The organism is Georgenia sp. M64 (genome assembly GCF_038049925.1).
Lineage (GTDB): Bacteria > Actinomycetota > Actinomycetes > Actinomycetales > Actinomycetaceae > Georgenia.
Genome location: NZ_CP145809.1, coordinates 2488365 through 2505844 on the forward strand (window position 1 = coordinate 2488365; position 17480 = coordinate 2505844).

General features: G+C 63.0%; 7 protein-coding genes. 4 read left to right on the forward strand and 3 right to left on the reverse strand.

Annotation, left to right across the window (positions count from 1 at the left end; all coding sequences use genetic code 11):
* Positions 1–481 precede the first annotated feature (481 nt).
* From AAEM63_RS11215 to AAEM63_RS11230, 4 genes are read left to right on the forward strand one after another with little or no spacing between them, the layout of a single operon-like run.
* On the forward strand, positions 482–3637 hold the full coding sequence (locus AAEM63_RS11215) for a DEAD/DEAH box helicase family protein (protein ID WP_341358357.1): 3156 nt from the start codon (positions 482–484) through the stop codon (positions 3635–3637).
* Positions 3627–6311: a site-specific DNA-methyltransferase gene (locus AAEM63_RS11220; RefSeq protein WP_341358358.1), complete on the forward strand. Its 2685-nt coding sequence runs from the start codon at positions 3627–3629 to the stop codon at positions 6309–6311. Before AAEM63_RS11215 ends, AAEM63_RS11220 begins: the two co-directional genes overlap by 11 nt.
* Positions 6308–8083 carry an AAA family ATPase gene (locus AAEM63_RS11225; RefSeq protein ID WP_341358359.1) on the forward strand — a complete coding sequence of 592 codons (1776 nt, stop codon included), beginning with the start codon at positions 6308–6310 and terminating at the stop codon, positions 8081–8083. The genes AAEM63_RS11220 and AAEM63_RS11225 overlap by 4 nt, the downstream gene beginning before the upstream one ends.
* Positions 8080–10863 (forward strand): ATP-dependent DNA helicase, encoded by a 2784-nt coding sequence (locus AAEM63_RS11230; protein WP_341358360.1) that lies wholly within the window; start codon positions 8080–8082, stop codon positions 10861–10863. The genes AAEM63_RS11225 and AAEM63_RS11230 overlap by 4 nt, the downstream gene beginning before the upstream one ends.
* Here AAEM63_RS11230 and AAEM63_RS11235 read toward each other — a convergent pair.
* The 3 genes from AAEM63_RS11235 to AAEM63_RS11245 all read right to left on the reverse strand — a co-directional run bounded on the left by AAEM63_RS11235 (position 10860) and on the right by AAEM63_RS11245 (position 17457).
* Positions 10860–15416 (reverse strand): DUF3883 domain-containing protein, encoded by a 4557-nt coding sequence (locus tag AAEM63_RS11235; RefSeq protein ID WP_341358361.1) that lies wholly within the window; start codon positions 15414–15416, stop codon positions 10860–10862. The two genes, AAEM63_RS11230 and AAEM63_RS11235, sit on opposite strands and share 4 nt — an antisense overlap.
* A gap of 263 nt (positions 15417–15679) precedes the next feature.
* A complete protein-coding gene (locus tag AAEM63_RS11240; RefSeq protein WP_341358362.1) occupies positions 15680–16579 on the reverse strand; it encodes an HNH endonuclease signature motif containing protein in 900 nt (299 codons plus the stop codon).
* A 125-nt stretch (positions 16580–16704) separates the two neighbouring features.
* On the reverse strand, positions 16705–17457 hold the full coding sequence (locus tag AAEM63_RS11245) for a DNA/RNA helicase domain-containing protein (protein ID WP_341358363.1): 753 nt from the start codon (positions 17455–17457) through the stop codon (positions 16705–16707).
* Positions 17458–17480 lie beyond the last annotated feature (23 nt).

Sequence of the window (17480 nt, forward strand, 5' to 3'; positions counted from 1 at the left end):
GACAGGCCCAGCACCTCGCCGGCGAGCCTGACAGGTCCCCTCGCACGCGTGTCCAGTGGCCACCCGGTACAGCCCGACGGGGTCTTGCAGCTGCCGGTATGGCGCTCCTCGCTCGGGTAAACCTCGCACTCCCCGCTGGACGCCGCTAGGACGTCGCAAACCAGGGGCTTGGTGGCGCTCGGCGATGTTCCGCCGCACCGCGTGGCCCTTGTACCGGTGCATCCTTCCTGGCGGTGCTCGAGGTCACCGGGTTGCTCGGGAGGTGCCAGGCCGCAACAGCGCAGCAGCAAAGATGGAAGTCCAGCCCCTCCTTGACCACGGTCGTCGACAGCTGCAACCTTTTCCCGCAGTTGAGCCGTCGAGTGAGTCACTGAATGGGCACCCAGGTGTCAAGTGGCAATGGCGCAGGCGCCCAGCGGGTTGACTTCCGACGGGCATCGACACGGTCATGGTGCACGGCATTGGGCGATAGGGTCGCGTTGTGCACGACGGCAAGGAAGGCATGGGAGTGAGCGACGACGGAGGGCTGACGCTGAGCAATCCTGTCATTAACGGCCCATATGGACCCCCGGCAAGCCACTTCGAGATCGGCCAGCAAGGTCCGACCGGGAAGATCATCCAGGGCCGCCGCCCGAGCCAGTCGTTCATCCCCATCGCTCGCACGAAGAAGCGCGGCGCGCGCACCGACAGCCCGTCGGCGCTCCAACATGAGTTCGACTTCGAACTCACCGGCGAACGGGTCGACAAGAACACCCTGATCAACGACGTCCGTCGCGAGGTCGACCTGTGGCGTGCCCGGGGCTACTCCCACGTCACCCCCGTGACACGCACCCTCCTCGACTACTGGGCCGATCCTAAACGCGACAAGCCGCTGTTCTTCGGCCAACGGGAGGCGGTCGAGACCGCGATCTACCTTAGCGAGGCGGCGGGCCGCGCCGGCAACACCGACTGGCGCACCCCGCTCGCCCGAGTGAACGCAGATCACAACGCGGACCTCCCCCGCGTGGCGCTCAAACTCGCCACGGGTGCCGGCAAGACGGTCGTCATGGCGATGCTGATCACGTGGCAAACCCTGAACAAGGTCATGTCCCCCCGCGACACTCGGTTCGCCAAGCGGTTCCTCATCGTGGCGCCAGGGATCACGATCCGCGACCGGCTGCGTGTGCTCGAGCCGGGCGAGCCCGGCAACTACTACGACCAGCGGGACGTCGTGCCCGCCCAATACCAGAAGGCGCTGCGCGAGGCGCAGGTTGTCATCACGAATTACCACGCCTTCTTGCAGCGTGACGCCAAGGAGATCCAGGGCGTGCATCGCACCACCCGGGAGATCTTGCTCGGCTCGGCCGCGAACACGAACGACGACCCATTCCGGGAGTCGCCAGACGCGGTGGTCTCGCGCGTGCTGCGCGGGTTCTCTCTACCGACGGGCAAGAACCGCAACGCGGGATCTGAGATCGTGGTGTTCAACGACGAAGCCCACCACTGCTACCGCTACAACCCGGAGCAGAACGAGAAGCTCAGCAAGGAGGAGCAGGAGGCCAACAAGGAGGCCGGCACCTGGTTCACCGGCCTTCAATGGGTGGCAAACCGCGTGGGCATCAAGACCGTCTTCGATCTGTCAGCCACGCCGTTCTACATCAGCGGCTCCGGCTACGGCGAGGGCCACATCTTTCCGTGGGTAGTCTCCGACTTCTCGCTGATGGACGCCATCGAGTCCGGCATCGTGAAAGTCCCGCGCACCCCCGTCGACGACGACGCCGCCGACGACAAGGTGACCTATCTGCGCCTGTGGGACTACGTCGGTAAGGACCTCCCAAAGCGAAGGACGTCTGCCGCGCTGGACGCGAACGGCTGGACCATGCCGGCCGAGCTTGAGGGTGCGCTGCGCAGCCTGTACCGCTCCTACGAGAAGTCGTACGCGCACTGGCAGGAGGAACTCGAGCCGCTGGGCGAGACGCCCCCAGTCTTCATCGTGGTCGCCAACAACACGATCGTCTCTAAGTTGATCTACGACTGGATCGCTGGTGGCCCACTGCTCGACGGCGACGGGGAACCGATTCTACGGCTCGACGGCTCGCCGGTGCTGCGACCCGGAAACCTTCCGCAGTTCTCAACCGTGCAGGACGGCGTCTCGGCACCGCGCCCGCCGAGCATCATTGTCGACTCCCAGCAACTGGAGTCAGGTGAGGCGCTCAGCGCCGATTTCAAGAAGGACGCCGCAGCGGAGATCCAGGCGTTCAAGGCCGAATACCGCCGTCGCAACCCGGGTGCCGACGCCGAGGCACTGACCGACGAGGACATGCTCCGCGAGGTCATGAACACCGTCGGCAAGAAGGGGACGCTCGGAGAGCACGTGCGCTGTGTCGTGTCGGTATCGATGCTCACTGAGGGGTGGGACGCCAACACCGTCACCCACATCCTCGGCGTGCGGGCGTTTGGTTCCCAGCTCCTGTGCGAGCAGGTGGTCGGCCGCGGCCTTCGCCGCCGCTCGTACGCAATCAACGACGTCGGCCTCTTCGAGCCGGAGTACGCAAACATCTATGGCATCCCGTTCGCGTTCATCCCTACCGACAAGGACGTACCCGACCCGCTGCCCAAGCCGCCAGCCACCTGGGTCCACACGGTCGAGGGACGCCAGGAGCACCGCATCACCTTCCCCAAATTGGACGGATACCGGCTCGAGGTCCCCGATGCCGACTGGTGGATCGACCACGACTCCGCCAAGCCATTCATCATCGGACCATCGACCGTCCCAACCTGGACGGAGAGCGCCGGCGTCGCCGGAACCGTCGAGCTCGACCGCGGCGACTCCCACCTGCTGCGCAAGCAGGAGCTCGCGTACGAGATCGCCAAGCGACTGATCGACAAGCAGCTCAAGACGCAGGACAACGACGACGGCGACCGTCGCCCCTGGCTGTTCCCGAAGATCGCTGGGCACTGTCTGGAGTTCATCAACAAGTACGTCGTCATCGAGCCGGGCTACTCGCTGAACTCACTGCGACTCGCCGAGCCCCAGGCGCTGCTCACGGACGCCGTCTACCAGGCCCTCACCAGTCAGACGGAGAACCGGCGTCCGCGCATCCGCCCCATCCTGCGAACCTTCGACCCGGTGGGCTCAACAGGAGAGGTTGACTTCGACTCCCGCAAGAAGGTCAAGGAGACCGAGAAGTCCGAGGTTTCCCACGTAGTGCTCGACTCCGGGTGGGAAGCCGACCTCGCCAACGTGTGTGAATCGCTGAGCGACATCGCGGCATACGCCAAGAACGACCACCTAGGTCTGACCATCCCATACGTGTATAAGGGCAAGTCTCACGACTATGTGCCCGACTTCCTGCTACGGCTCAACCGACTCGAGGGCGAAGACTTCGACCGCGTCCTCATCGTGGAGGTCTCCGGAGGGCAGAAGAGCCCCGGCCCGACGTCGGTCAAGGCCACGACCGCCCGTGACTCCTGGTGCGCCGCCGTCAACAACCACGGTGGGTTCGGACGATGGGGGTACATCGAGGTCAAGGACCAGAAAAACTTCCTCGACCACGTCCGAGACGCCATCACGAACCTATACGCCGACGCAGCAATCATCGGCGACCCCGACCTGCTGGACTATCTCGAACGCGAAGAGGTGCGCCGTGGCGCGTAGAATTACGACCCCCAAGGGACCGACGCCCGTCGAGGCGATCCAGCACCCCGACAAGCGCGTCAACATCCCAACTGCCGACGCGCAGGACTTCGTATCGCCGGAGCACCATGCCGTGCCCACGGTCGTGTACGAGCGCGACCCAAGCCTCGACCCGCAGTTGGTCTGGCGGAACAAATACAAGGAAGACGTCGCTGAACTCGTTGCAGAGGCGCCGCCGATCTATATCCAGGAGAAGATCGACTCCCGCGTCCTGGTTGAGAACCTGCGCAAGACCGCGAAGCACGACGAGCTCGAGCCGGAACTAACCCTGTTCGACACGTTCGACGGCCTTGACGAACTCGACTCGATAGACTTTTACCGACACCAGGCCAACTGGTCGAACCGTATGATCCTCGGCGATTCGTTCCAGGTCATGGCATCGCTCTCCGAGCGAGAGTCGCTGCGCGGGCAGGTGCAGATGGTATACATCGATCCACCCTATGGGATTGGATTCGCATCAAATTGGCAGACGTCCGCAAGAAACCGTACCGTTCGAGATGGGCGGGTCGAAGATTCCGCCCGCGAAGCGGAGCAGATCCGCGCATTCCGTGACACATGGGGAGAAGGCATCCATTCGTATCTCTCTTACCTGAGAGATCGCCTGTTCGTCGCACGTGACCTTCTTACCGAAAGCGGAAGCATCTTCGTGCAAATCGGCGACGAAAACTTGCACCTGGTTCGCAATCTACTGGACGAAGTGTTCGGTCCGGAGAACTTCTGCGGCCAGTTTGCATTCAGGACTAAGATTCCCCTTCGCACTACCTTGGTCCCTGCAATTTATGACCACATCGTGTGGTTCGCGAAGTCGAAGAGCAATGTAAAGTTCCGGCGCCTCTTCAAGACCCGGCGCTCAGGGCTTGGCAGTCAGTTCACGCGCGTGCAACTCCCTGACGGGACTCGACGCAAACTCACTCGTGCTGAGCTGTCGGACCCTAGTTCCGCACCGGGTCGCGTTTATCGGTTAACCGACCTCGTCTCGGCTGGCCGAACCGAATCATGCGTGTTCGAGTTTGAAATTGAAGGGCGCAAATTTTTCCCGTCCGGCAATAAGAGCTGGAAGACAAATCCGAAGGGTATGCAGAAGCTGATCGCCGCTGGAAGACTCGAGGCTCCTGCAGGTGCCCCGAACTACGTATTCTTTGCCGATGACTATCCAGTTGAGGAACTCGACAACGTCTGGACCGACACCCAGGGCGCGTCGGATCGCACTTATGTCGTCCAGACCGCAACAAAAATCATTGAACGTTGCCTGTTGATGTCAACGGATCCTGGAGACCTGGTTCTAGATCCGACCTGCGGGTCGGGAACGACTGCTTACACAGCCGAGAATTGGGGCCGTCGGTGGATCACGATCGACACTTCCCGGGTGGCGTTGGCTCTCGCCAGGCAGCGGCTGATGAGTGCTCGGTATCCCTACTACCTCCTAGCTGACAGCGAGAACGGAAGACGGAAGGAACAGGAACTTACACCCTCACCGTTGGCGCCGGCGAGAACGACCAACGACATACGCCACGGATTCGTTTACGAGCGCGTCCCTCACGTCACGTTGGGCTCGATCACCCGGAACCCTGATATTCAAGACGGCATGTCGAGCGACTCAATCGATGCTGCGGTGAGACGACATGCGGACATGGAGTTGCTTTACGACCGACCGTACGAGGATTCGAAAAGGGTACGCGTTTCCGGACCGTTCACCGTCGAAAGCTTGTCGCCACACCGTTCTCTCGCTTTCGCTCAGGTTGGAGATGCGCAGTCGAATGCGGAGTCGAGCGCGGCGGAGGATGCCGAGAGCCTCACCTTCGAGCAATCCATCCTCGATAACCTCGCTCGCGCCGGAATCCAGAACGGGCGGCGTGCAGAGCGGATCGAGTTTGCACACGTCGCCCGATACCCGGGCACCTATGTTCAGGCGGTCGGCGAGCGGCGGACTGATAACGATGATCAGGCTGCCGAAGCCACTGCCACACGAGTCGCGATCGCCGTCGGACCACAGTACGGCACCGTAGACCCCAGGTTTATAAAGTCGGCGGCCCGTGAGGCCATCGACGCGGGAGTAGATCTCCTGTGTGTGCTCGGATTCGCCTTCGATCCACAGGCCACTGGCGTCACCGAGGACGATTCGGTCACGGTCGAGACGTCGCGGGATGGGTTCGACGTCGCTGGTGAGCGGTCGCTGGGTCGCATCAAGGCACTCCTCGTCCGCATGAACGTTGACCTGCTCATGGGAGACGCACTTAAGAAGACGGGCGCCGGCAACCTGTTCACCGTATTCGGCGAACCCGACATCGTCCTCAACGAGCAGGACGGGCAATACACCGTCGAGTTACTCGGAGTCGACGTCTACGATCCCACCACGGGTGAGGTGCGCAGCGACGACACGAGCAAGATCGCGCTCTGGATGATTGACACCGACTACAACGAGGAGTCTTTCTTCGTTCGGCACTGCTACTTCACCGGCGGCAACGACCCTTTCAAGCGTCTCAAGACCGCACTCAAGGCAGAGATCGACGCCGAGGCGTGGGCCACGCTTTACGACACTAGGTCCCGCCCGTTCGGGCGGCCTTCAACTGGCAAGATCGCAGTGAAGGTCATCAACGACTACGGTGACGAGGTCATGAAAGTCTTCGAGGTATGAAGCTCACACACGTCCGGATCAAAGACTTTCGGAGTTTCTCGGGCGAACATGAATTCGCGATGTCAACCGGCGTCAACTACTTCGTGGGTCCCAACAATTGCGGGAAATCAAATCTCCTAAGAGCCGTTGAACTCGCTTTGGATCCGGATTCCACTTACCTTCCTGAACGAGACAGACCTGCACGGCAAGTCTCACTGGGCGCACCTCCCAAGACCCGCATCACCTTAACCTTCGAGGTCGGCAATACCGGTCCCGAGAAGACGTTACTGAGTCGCGCGCGAGACTATGAGCTGCGACTCAGAGAAACGCGAGCCAATTCCACGAGCACGATTCAGACGTATGCGGATGACAGCCAAATTCGAATGGTGGCAGCCTTCGGAACCGGGGGAACACGTCAGACGACTTTCCAGGCCAAGGGACTCGGAGCTGGCTACCTTCCGGCGGAAAGCCCCGAAAATGTGAAGTTGGAAGCCCAGTTTCGCAAGGTCGTCCGGTTCGCAGTTGTCCATAGTGGCGAAGACCTTCAGTCACTTCTGGCCGGCAAATTTCGAGAGATACTTCAGATGGTCATCGCGGATCACCTGAGCGAGGAATTGACCAAAGCTCAGGAGGCACGCAGCATGTACCTCGCGGCGTTGCAGAAGGAACTACTTGAGCCACTGCGGAGCCAGATTCACGCACGCGTCACCGGGATGTTCCCTGAGATTACGGTTGCGGACCTCGTGCCGGATGTACCAACCGTGGCACAGACCATCTCCTCCGTCGATGTTCAACTCGGCGACGCGATGACGACGCAACTCAGCGAGAAGGGTACGGGCGTCCGGGGCACCGTGCTCGTCTCTATGCTTCAATATCTCGCCGAGCAGAGTCGCCGCTCCCTTGTACTGGCTGTCGAGGAGCCCGAAGCGTTCCTCCACCCTGGTGCCCAGGAATCCATCCGCGGCGAACTCGAGAAGCTTGCCTCACGAGCCGACGTAACGCTGGTCGTGACGACACACTCCCCCTACGTGATTTCCCGGTATGAGCAAGCACAGATCACGGAACTCCAAAAGAGCCCAGACGGCACAACGGGGAAGGCTGGTGCCGCTCTGGGTAACGAGTTGCGGTCGAAGTTGCTCGGAGCGCTTTACCGGGACGTAGAGAGCGCCGAGATAGTCGAACGAAGCCTTGCAGTTCCAGAGAACACTCGCGCAGTGGTTGTCACCGAGGGCTACACCGATGGGCTTTTCTTGGAATTAGTCTGCAAAGCAGTCGAACGAGCGGACGTGGTCGACGGACTCCACTTCATCCCTGCGGGCAGCGCTGCCAAAGTGGTGCTGCAGGCTCTAACGACAAGATCAGCAACAGGTGTACCCGTCCTAGCCTTGCTTGACCACGACGACCAAGGGCGCGCCGCACGCGACAAGCTCAAGGCATTCGACTGGAACCCGAAGTCGGAGCTCGTGTCGCTCTCGTCGTGGCCCGGCGGATGCAAGAAGCATGACATCGAGATCGAAGACCTTCTGCCTCAAAAAGCTGTTGCGAAGCTGGTAATGCAACTAGGTGAAGACGCAGCCCTAGACGGCAAAGAGAAGTGCGGAGCACACTGGCATTTGAGGCCGACGAAGGAGTGGAAAGATGCCGCCATAAGTAGGCTGGAGTCGTACCTCACCAAGGGCGATCCTGGCGGCATGGTCTGGCTGGCCGAGGAGCTTCAAAGTCGGGCGGAGAAGGTCGCTGCCGCCAAGGAAAAGCGTCGCGCGTTCCAAGCCGCCGAAGAGACTGGCAAGTGACCGTGTACACGCCTGCGCAGGCCGACGCGATTGGTTGCCTCGATCGGACGCTGCAGATTATCGCCTGCGCGGGCTCAGGGAAGACGCAGGTCATCTCGCAGCGCATCGCGGACATACTTGCCCTGCCGGATGTGAAGCCCGGGAACGTTGTTGCGTTCACGTTCACAGAGAAGGCGGCCGCGGAGCTCAAGGAACGGGTGCTCCGCATCATCGAGGAGCAGCACGGTTCGACCACCGGGCTGGCCGAGATGTTCATAGGCACGATGCACGCTTACTGCCTGAACCTGCTGCAGACCTATATCCCGGAGACGTTTAAATTCTCCGTATTGACCGAAATCACACAGCGGCTGTACATCGACCGCAACTCGCGCCGGTCTGGGCTCACTGAGACCCCGACGATGTCTCGCGGCACGCCGAGACTTCGCCGGTACATCCACTCGAAGTTGTACTCGCAGGTGCTATCAGTGCTCGCCGAGGACACGGTCGACCTTTCGCAGGTCGATCCGCAGGTGCTCTTGTCACAGCATGCGTACAAGGCGCTCCTGGCACAGGGGGCGTACTTCGACTACACGACGATGGTTGAGCTCGCGGTCGAGCTGCTCGAGGCCGCAATCGGTGACGCCCAGGCCGATCCCCTGCTTCACCACATCCGCGACGAGGTGCGCTTCGTCGTCGTCGACGAGTACCAGGACGTCAACCCGCTGCAGGAGCGGCTGGTCCGAGCCCTGACACGATTCGGGGCGAACCTCTGCGTCGTTGGCGACGACGACCAGACCATTTATCAGTGGCGCGGAAGCCAGGTCTCCAACATCGTCACGTTCGCCGACCGGTACGACGCCGTCCGTCAGGTCACCCTGGCAGACAACTTCCGATCCTCCAAGGGTGTCGTCGCACTCGGGCGAGCGATCGCCGAGAGCATCCCGGCCGGCCACCGGCTTGCCAAGGAGATGGAGTACGCCTCCCACCAGGAGTGGCAGCGTGGCGACATCCTGGCACTGACGCACGCCTCGCCTCAGGCGGAAGCCACGTGGATTGCCGATCGGCTGCAGTCACTGCGCGGAGTCGCGTTCAAAGACGCACCTGCCCGTGACTCGCGCGGTCTGTCGTGGTCAGACATGGCGATCCTGTTCCGGTCCGTGTCCGGGGACGCCGGTCCGCTCGTCGAGGAACTAGATCGCCGCGGGATCCCCTACGTCGTGAAGGGCCTGACCCGCCTGTTCGACGCAGTGGAGATACAGGCAATCGAGGCGATGTTCCAGTTCCTCGTCGGTGACATCGATCGGCCCATGCTTGAGTCGCGCTGGAGAGCAGCTCGCCTCGTGCCGGACGGCACGTCGCTCGAGTCCCTCGTGCAGCTGCTCAAGGAGTCGGGAGACTTCTCGCGCGGCCATCGGTGGGGCACCTACAACATCCAGCGCGTCTACCTCGAAGCCCTCGAGCGCATGGGTATCCGAGAGGACACCATCACCGGCGACGGTGCCCGTAGCGAGTTGGTGTTCTACCAGCTTGGCAAGTTCAGCCAGGTCATCTCCGACTTCGAGGAGATCCATTTCTCCTCGGCCCCTGAGAAGAAGTACCGGGCGTTCGTCGATTGGCTCACCAACCAGGCACGCGGGTACTACGACGACGCGGACGCGGACGTTGGCTATGCGACGCCGGATGCCGTCACGATCTCGACCGTGCACCAGGCCAAGGGCATGCAGTGGCCCGCCGTCTTCGTGCCGTGCCTGCGGAAGAACCGGTTCCCCAGTCAGCGTCACGGTGGGCTCAACCTGTTTCACGTCATCCATGACACCGCGATCGACGACGCCGACCGGTACCGCGGGACCGAGGAGGACGAGCGCCGGCTCTTCTACGTCGCTATTACCCGCGCACAGAAGTACCTGTATCTCTCGTTCTCTCCAGGCGGTTCGCCACGCAACAGCACGCCGTCCGTGTTCATGCAGGAGGTCGTCGCGGTCTCGTACGTGTCGACCGCCGATAGCGGGCTTCCGTCGAACCTTGCGCGACTCGAACCGCAGCCCAAGGTCGAGATCCCCCAGGTCACGCTCTCGTTCTCCGAGCTGAAGTACCTGTTCGAGTGCTCCTACCAGTTCAAGTTGCGGTTCATGTACGGGTTCAACGCCCCGATCCACGAGGCGCTCGGATACGGCAAGGGGCTGCACGACGCACTCGCCGAGATGCACAAGCGGGCACTCGACGGTGACCTGATCACGAAGGCCGACATCACAGACCTCGTGAACCGACACCTCCACACTCCCTACGCCTACCCCGCCCTGAGGGAAGCGCTAGTGCAAGCGGCGCAGGACTCGCTCGACCGTTACCTGCGTCTTCACGGTGACGACCTCCGACGCACCGTTCACTCCGAGAAGCAGATCCAGGTCCACATCGCTCCCGGCATCACCGTCGACGGGCGCATCGACCTCGTCAAGCGACTCGAGACCGACGAGGTCTCGATCGTTGACTTCAAGTCGACCGAGCGCGCTCAAGAAGAAGACGTCACGCGCGACCAGCTCCACGTGTACGCCGTCGGATACAAGGAACTCAACGGCGAGGGAGCCGACCTCGTCGAGGTCCTCAACCTCGATGAGAAGGGCAAGAATGCCCGCGAAGAGATCCGCGACGACCTGCTGGACGGTGTGAAGCAGCGGATCAAGAATGCTGGCGACGCACTTCGCACCAACCAGCTGCCGAAGTTCGAACAGTGGGCGCCCGCATGCAACAAGTGCGACCTGGTCGGGCTCTGTAGGCCACGCCGCGCGCCTGAACACGGTTCCTAGCCCTGAGTGTCAGCGCCCCAGGTCAAGAAGACGCTCTTCGCCGTCGGCATTGCGGGTTGACCGTCGGTATTGCGCACGATGTCGGGCTCGCGGAAGATCTTCCAACCGTCATCGAACCCGAACTGAGAGATCGAGCCCACGGGGTCCTTGAGTCGGTGGATCTCGAAGGCATCGTCGTCCTCGGCGTTCTCGACCACGTAGAGCCAGAACTCATCTGGGTGCTCGACCGCCTCGAGGTACTGCCGGCGCGATAGGAGCACACCGCGGAGAGACCAGTCTCCGCCCACGGACTTCACCTCGATCCGACGCACGACCTTGCCCGCCGAGTCGTGCGACAGAACATCAAAGCCGGGGTTCGAATGCTCCTGCTCTTGCGGGTTTCGGCCGCACGAGCTCTCGTACTTCAGAACTCGGGCAACCCCAGCAGCGTCGATCGATGAACTGCGCAGCGACTCATCGCCGACAGTCTCGGTCTCCTGATCGCTGCCGTAGTACACGTACGACCGCATGTGCTCGCGCCGCTCGCCTCGTATGCGGTTCCCGCCAGCACTAGGTCGTCGCGGTGCCGACCGCTCACCAGTTCCTCGTCCTGCCGCGGTTGGGCTGTCGGTACGGTTCGGCTCCGTCGTGTCGCTGCCGTCCCCACCGCCAAGCGAAGAAGGCCGCAGCGAGGCATCAGTATCTGGCGCGTCGTCGTCCTCGCAATCTTCTTGCTCCTCCGGAGCCCCACCCTCCACCTCCGACGACTCTTTTAGAATGCACTCCTCGGTAGCGCGAATCCGCGGGATGTCTGGCTCGACAGGCTCGTGGTACTCGAAATCCTCAACCGTTCCGGAGCCGACCGTCGTACGCTCGATTTCTGCCAGGTCTGCCACGCCGAGTTCGTCGAGGTTCTGCTCGGCCTCGTCGCTACTTGCGGCGCTGAGAACCGTCTCGAGCTGGAGCGCCAGTCCGGGGTGGTCCTCACCGACCAAGCATCGGGCGAGCTCTCGAGCGATGCGCCGTAGGTCAGGCGGCTCGCTGAACAGCAGCGTCTTGGTCTCGTCCACGTAGATCGCATGGACCTCGGCCGCCTCCGTGGTCTGAACCTGGTTGCCGAACTCAGCCCGGTACTTTACGGAGAGGTGGTTTGTCCGCGAGAACTCGATCTCGAACAGGCTATCGGGGTCGACCTGCTCGTCGCCGTCGTCGAACTCCGATTCGATGACACGGAGGATGGACTGTCGGCGTTCACCGAGGAGATGGGCGACTTCCGGCGCGGGCGCGCGTTCGCTATCACCAACGATCCCCTCGATAAGGTCTTCAGCTCGTCGAACGCCCGCCGCCTCCAACGCCCGCCAGGTCGCACGCTCACGTCGGATGACGTTCTGCGATAAGAGTTCGATCCGCTCGGCAAGCCCGCGTCCGTCCTTGAACACGAGTAGATCTGGCGCGTTTAAGAGACCGCGGGAGTCGACGACCGATCGAACGCGGCGCAACCTCACCAAGGGGGACAGAACGCCCGGCTCGTCCGCCACAAGCAGCGCCTGAAGGTGGCTCCACGCCTGATGTACGACCACCTGAGCTTCCTCGTCAAGCATGTCGTTGCCGAATGCCCTCGAGATGCGCACAAGCAGTCGCTCAAGCTGCGCGGCTCCCGGCTCTTCCTCGACGCCAACCCTGTCGTAGAACTCCTGGTACCGACGCTGGTCGTGGGGTAGCCGTGTAACCCACTGCCCCAGCCCGGCCTCCGTCCAGAACACAAAGTCCGGCTCTACGAACTCGCCTGGCGTGACCTGGATGCACCGCTCGCCGGAGAGTTCCTGTACGAGTCGATCGTCGCTGACAGACCCGAGTGCCTGGTAGACGTCCGGATGCATTGGGACCTTCGTCTCGGCACAGTGCCGCAGGTGAGCGACGATCACCGAGGTCGGGGGGTCGCTGGGCATCCCGAGCCAGCGGAGGGTCTCAGCGTGAACCTGCTGCGTTTCGCGAGGCAGCCCCAACTTGGGGCCTTGAGACTCGAAGAGGTGCCTCCGGAACGTGGGCAGAACCTTCTCCGGGCGCTCACGGCCGCCACCCTCCACCGGCAGCCATGGAAGCTCCTGAAGATTCCTGAGGTCCAAAGGCACCGACTGGTAGCGCTCCGGCGAGCCCTGAATGGCGTCAAGGATCGAGAGGACCACGTCGGGATCGGGTTCGCTGTCGTCGTCCGCGAGGCGGCGCGCCGCCGCGTTCAGGAGACTCCGGCTGGGCGTGGTTCCCACGCCGAGCCAGACGAGCGCGTCCACGAGGTACTCGGGTAGGCGCTCCACATCGGCGATCGGCGCATCCGGATCAATGAGTTCCACGGCGGCGTTCGGAAGGTGCACGTCAGCTGCCTCTCGGACGACCCCGTCGACACAAAGCACGAGCCGAGCACCCCGGACCGACGCCGCGGCTCCGTCGTCTTCGTCGAGTTGTGGCCTGGCCCGGTGGATGATCCGGAGAATCACACCGAGCGTCTCGGCGTCGCCAAACGTGTCGCCGTCTGCGAGCGGTACGACCACCTGTGTCAGGTAGTCGACAGCGTCCAGGTCACGCGCCCCCAGCGTTCGCAACAGGTCCCCTTGTCCTCGGACCCTGCTGACGTCGACCACGTCAGCGAGGCCAAGCTCATCCTCGAAGTCGGAGGGCAGCGACAGCTCGTGCAGCGGCTTCAGCCCACCGATCGAGGATGGGTAGATGGCCAGCGCGGCTGCCCGCGAACGGTCCTCCTCAAGCTGCAGGTCAAACCCGCGGTTGCCGAGCCAGGCGAGTACTCGGTCGGCAGTCGCAGCGAGTTGGTCGCGATCGGCACCTTCGAGGATGTCCAACGCAATCGCTACGTCCAGTTCCGGGCAGTACTCGACGAGGCTCGGGCACACCTCCTTCAGGCGTGCGATGTCGGCGATCCGGTCCTCGCCTAGCTCGATGAACAGGGCCTGGTCGGCGTCGTTGATGACGACGGTCGACGCGGCGGCTGCGAACTTGCCGTCGATGCAAGGCACGATCGCCGGCTTGTATGCCCCAGACTCGATGGCGGCGGTCTTGCTTCGCGATAGCAGGATCTCGAGCACCCCGAGAAGGGACAGCATCTCAGCGTCATTGAAAATGCCTGTCGGCGGCTTCCAGGCCTCCACGACGTTGTGCCCGATGAGGGCATCGACAACGTGCGCGGCCTTCATGAGTTCCATGCCAAACGCAGTGAATGAGAGTGACATCACCGTTGCGCGGAGCGTGGAGTCGACAACCGGAAGGGTCAGGTCGACGAACACCGACTCCGCCTTGTACTCGTCAAAGGTCTGCGGAACCAGGCACCCGCGAGGAGCGCGGACTTCGCCGGCGATCGTTCGCATGATCGACAAGTCAGCAATCCCATCCTTAACTCGCTCGAAGAACGGCTCGAATGCTTCTTCGTGAGCCGGTCCAGGACGGCTAGCGAGTTCGAAGTCGCGGATCAGTTCCCAGGTTGCGTCGAGGCCAATGACCTCGCTCGCCGGCTCGAGGTTCTGCCGGACCAGGGCAGCCGCCGAGTCGATGAGGTCGCGGTTCCAGTCGGAGCGGTAGGTGCCATCGTCGAAAAGCACGCCCTTCCGGTCTTCGCGGGGATAGAAAGTCGCGTTGACGTGTCCGCTCCAGCCGAGCCGCGTCTGGGTGGGCAGCCCGCCGTAGATGCGGCCTTCGACCTTCTCACCGACGGGTAGCGCAACGGTGACGTACTCCGACCGGTTCTTGTCGATTTGAGGGAACCTCGCCTTCAAATCCCCTGAGCTGTCGTACTCGCCCTCCAGGAACAGCCACTCACTGGCAGAGCGTCCGTCGGTGACGGACACACGGTCACCGTCTCGCGTTCGCTTGACGACAGCCCGATCGGAGCGAGTTTGGACCTCGATCTGCTCCACCCGCTTGAGGAAGAGCAGCGCTTCGGGGGCACGCTCGAGGAACGCCGACTCAAGAAGCTCGATGTCCCGCGCGGCCACGACTTGTGCACCAAGCGCCATCCGGAGGTCCGTCTGCTCGGTTGCCCACGGTAGGAAGAAACTTGTCCCGGATGACCCGTGGTCACGACCGCACTCCTCCTTGCAGACGGCTATGCGGTGCTGCTCGTCAGTGCTCTCGTCGAGAACGAGGTGATAGCCCCCTGTGACCAGTTCGGGGTGGTCTGTGATCTGGTAGACCGACGTGAATCCCACGCCGAATGCGCCCGTGGTGTCCACGTCTTCAGACTTGTGTCTGCCGGCGAAGATGCGGAATGAGTGAAGGTCACAGCTCCGGCCGCGGGCTTCCTTCCATGGGCACACTGCCAACCTCTGATCGCCGCAAGCGCTGAACTCGCCGTCATTCCATGCCGTCAACTCGGCGGAGCTCACTGTGAAGGCAACCCGCGTGGCCGTCTTCGCGTCGTCCGCATTCTGCGTGAGTTCATGCAGAATCGTGGTCGGGCCACCGAGGACCGAGAGCACGTTGGCGATATTTCCAAGGTGGTCCGATGTCTTGGAAAGACTGTCAAATCCCTCGAGACCCAAGCTCACTACAGCACCCTTTCCGATCACCCGCGCGCGACGTGTACATCATCGCCTATCTCAGACGATGGCGCGGCAAGCCCGATGTGGTGGCGCCGTCGGGCCTGCTTGGGAGCCAGCGGCGACGGATTACGGAAACATGCGGGACCAGCCTCTCCTACGCGTGATCCCTCATGAGCGCTGTCGAAAGGGGCGAAGAGCTCGAGTTAGTAGGAACTCGAGCGGCTGTCACTGTAACCATCGACCACCGACGTCCTCGCGAGTGCTTCGGTTGCGTCCTTGACCAGGCCAATCTATGAGCGCGAGTAGTCGACGGTGACCCGGTATCGACCCGACAGCCACGGACATCCCTGATTGTGGTCGGCGAGCGCCTCGGTCGACGGGAAGTCCTGCGGCTCGTCCGGCAAATGCCGCACGGGACGTCCGTCGAGCTCGCGGTAGATCATCTCCACCACAGCCGGGGACACCCGCACGACGAGATATCCACCTTCACGCTGCACCGTGAGCAGGTGCAGGTCGAAGAGCGTGTGGATGTCGGACCGCAGCAGGAGACCGTTCGCCACGATGTTGGTGTGTGTGCCGCGGTACGGGGAGATGTGCGCGGCCTCGAGCACCGCCCCCTCCGCCGTCCCGGTCACGGCGCACCGCCGCCCGTAGGTGCTTAGCAGCGACGTACGAAACTGCCCCTGCCCGCGGCGGACGGCGATCTCCGCGAGCGCCCGCTCACGCGTGTCCTCCTTCAGGTCCGCCAGCTCAGCCGCGGCGCTCTCGGCGGTGGCGAAGGCGCGTTCGGCGTCGTCCTCCGTCGTCGTCGTCGTGAAGAGTGAGCTGAGCCAGGCCTCCGCAGCAGAATCTGTGGTGCTGTGTCGGAGTGACGGGTTGGCAGACAGGCCAGTGGACTCCATCACCGACGCCCAACTGACCTGACGCGCCGAGAGATCGGACGCACGGTCAAATCGAAAGCGCCCCACGTATAGCCGCTCGCCGTCGTCGGTCCAGGGCAGGTTCTCCACACCCGTCAGAGCCGTCGCATCCACCGAGACCTCGACACGTCCCACAAACCCATGCTGCGAGAGCCAAAAGTAGACCACGTCACCCTTCTTGATCGGCGACATTCTCTTTGCCATGTCCCAGAGGCCGTTCTCCTTGGCGATCTCCCAGTGATTTGGGTAGTCCTTGTGAATCGTGAGCACCCAGCTCCTCATGGCATTCCTCGTCCGCGTGATGCGGGTGGAGGCATGTCCGTGAGCCGGAAGCCTGTCGGGCCGCGTGCTGTGTTGTTGTGATGAATCAGCGGTCCTCGCCGCGCTGAGGACTGTCAGGAGGCGGTCATCGCCTCCGTGGTGACCCGCGCGGGGTTGACCCGCGAGCGGAGCATCGCCTGTGTCTCCTCGTCGACCGAGTAGAGGAGCGTCCCGCGCAGGCCGCGGGTGAGCAGGACCTTGTAGACGTGCCGGACGAGCCGGTCGAAGGTCGGGTTGTCCACCGCCGCACGGGAGCGGAAGTCCGGGTCCTTGTTGAACTCACGGCGGGCCACCCAGTGGTCCCCCCGCCAGACGAGGTCCGGGCCGAGGATGACGCCGTTCCAGGCGTACTCGAAGCCCTGAGCGGTGTAGACGCAGCCGACCTGCTCGAAACCGGCCGGGTCGGAGGCCCAGAGCGAGGCGGGTGGGGCACCGCCGACAGCGCGCTCGCTCTTGAGGTTCCACGGCCGGCTCCACGAGCCGACCCGCACGTCGCGAACGAGCGAGCTGTCCTTGTTCGGGTCGCTCCACGGCCAGCAGAAGCCCGCGGTCATCCGGGCGTTCTCACCGGCATCCACCCGGGCGCGGAGCCTGGCCTCCATCTCGTCGACGGAGTCCACGACCTCCACGGAGAAGGTCGACTCGTCGTGCCACGCTGCCGGCTGGTCTCCGGGGTGTGGGGCTTCCGTCCTGAGCCCCAGCAGCGCGTGGACCCAGCCGAGATAGGTGTCGCTGCCGCCGGCGCGGAACTGGCCGGCGAGGTCGACCTGCCGGACGGTGATCCCTCGGCTGGCCGCGTGTGCCTTGATGTCCGGGATCGTGCCCATCTCTCCCCCGGCCGAACCACCTG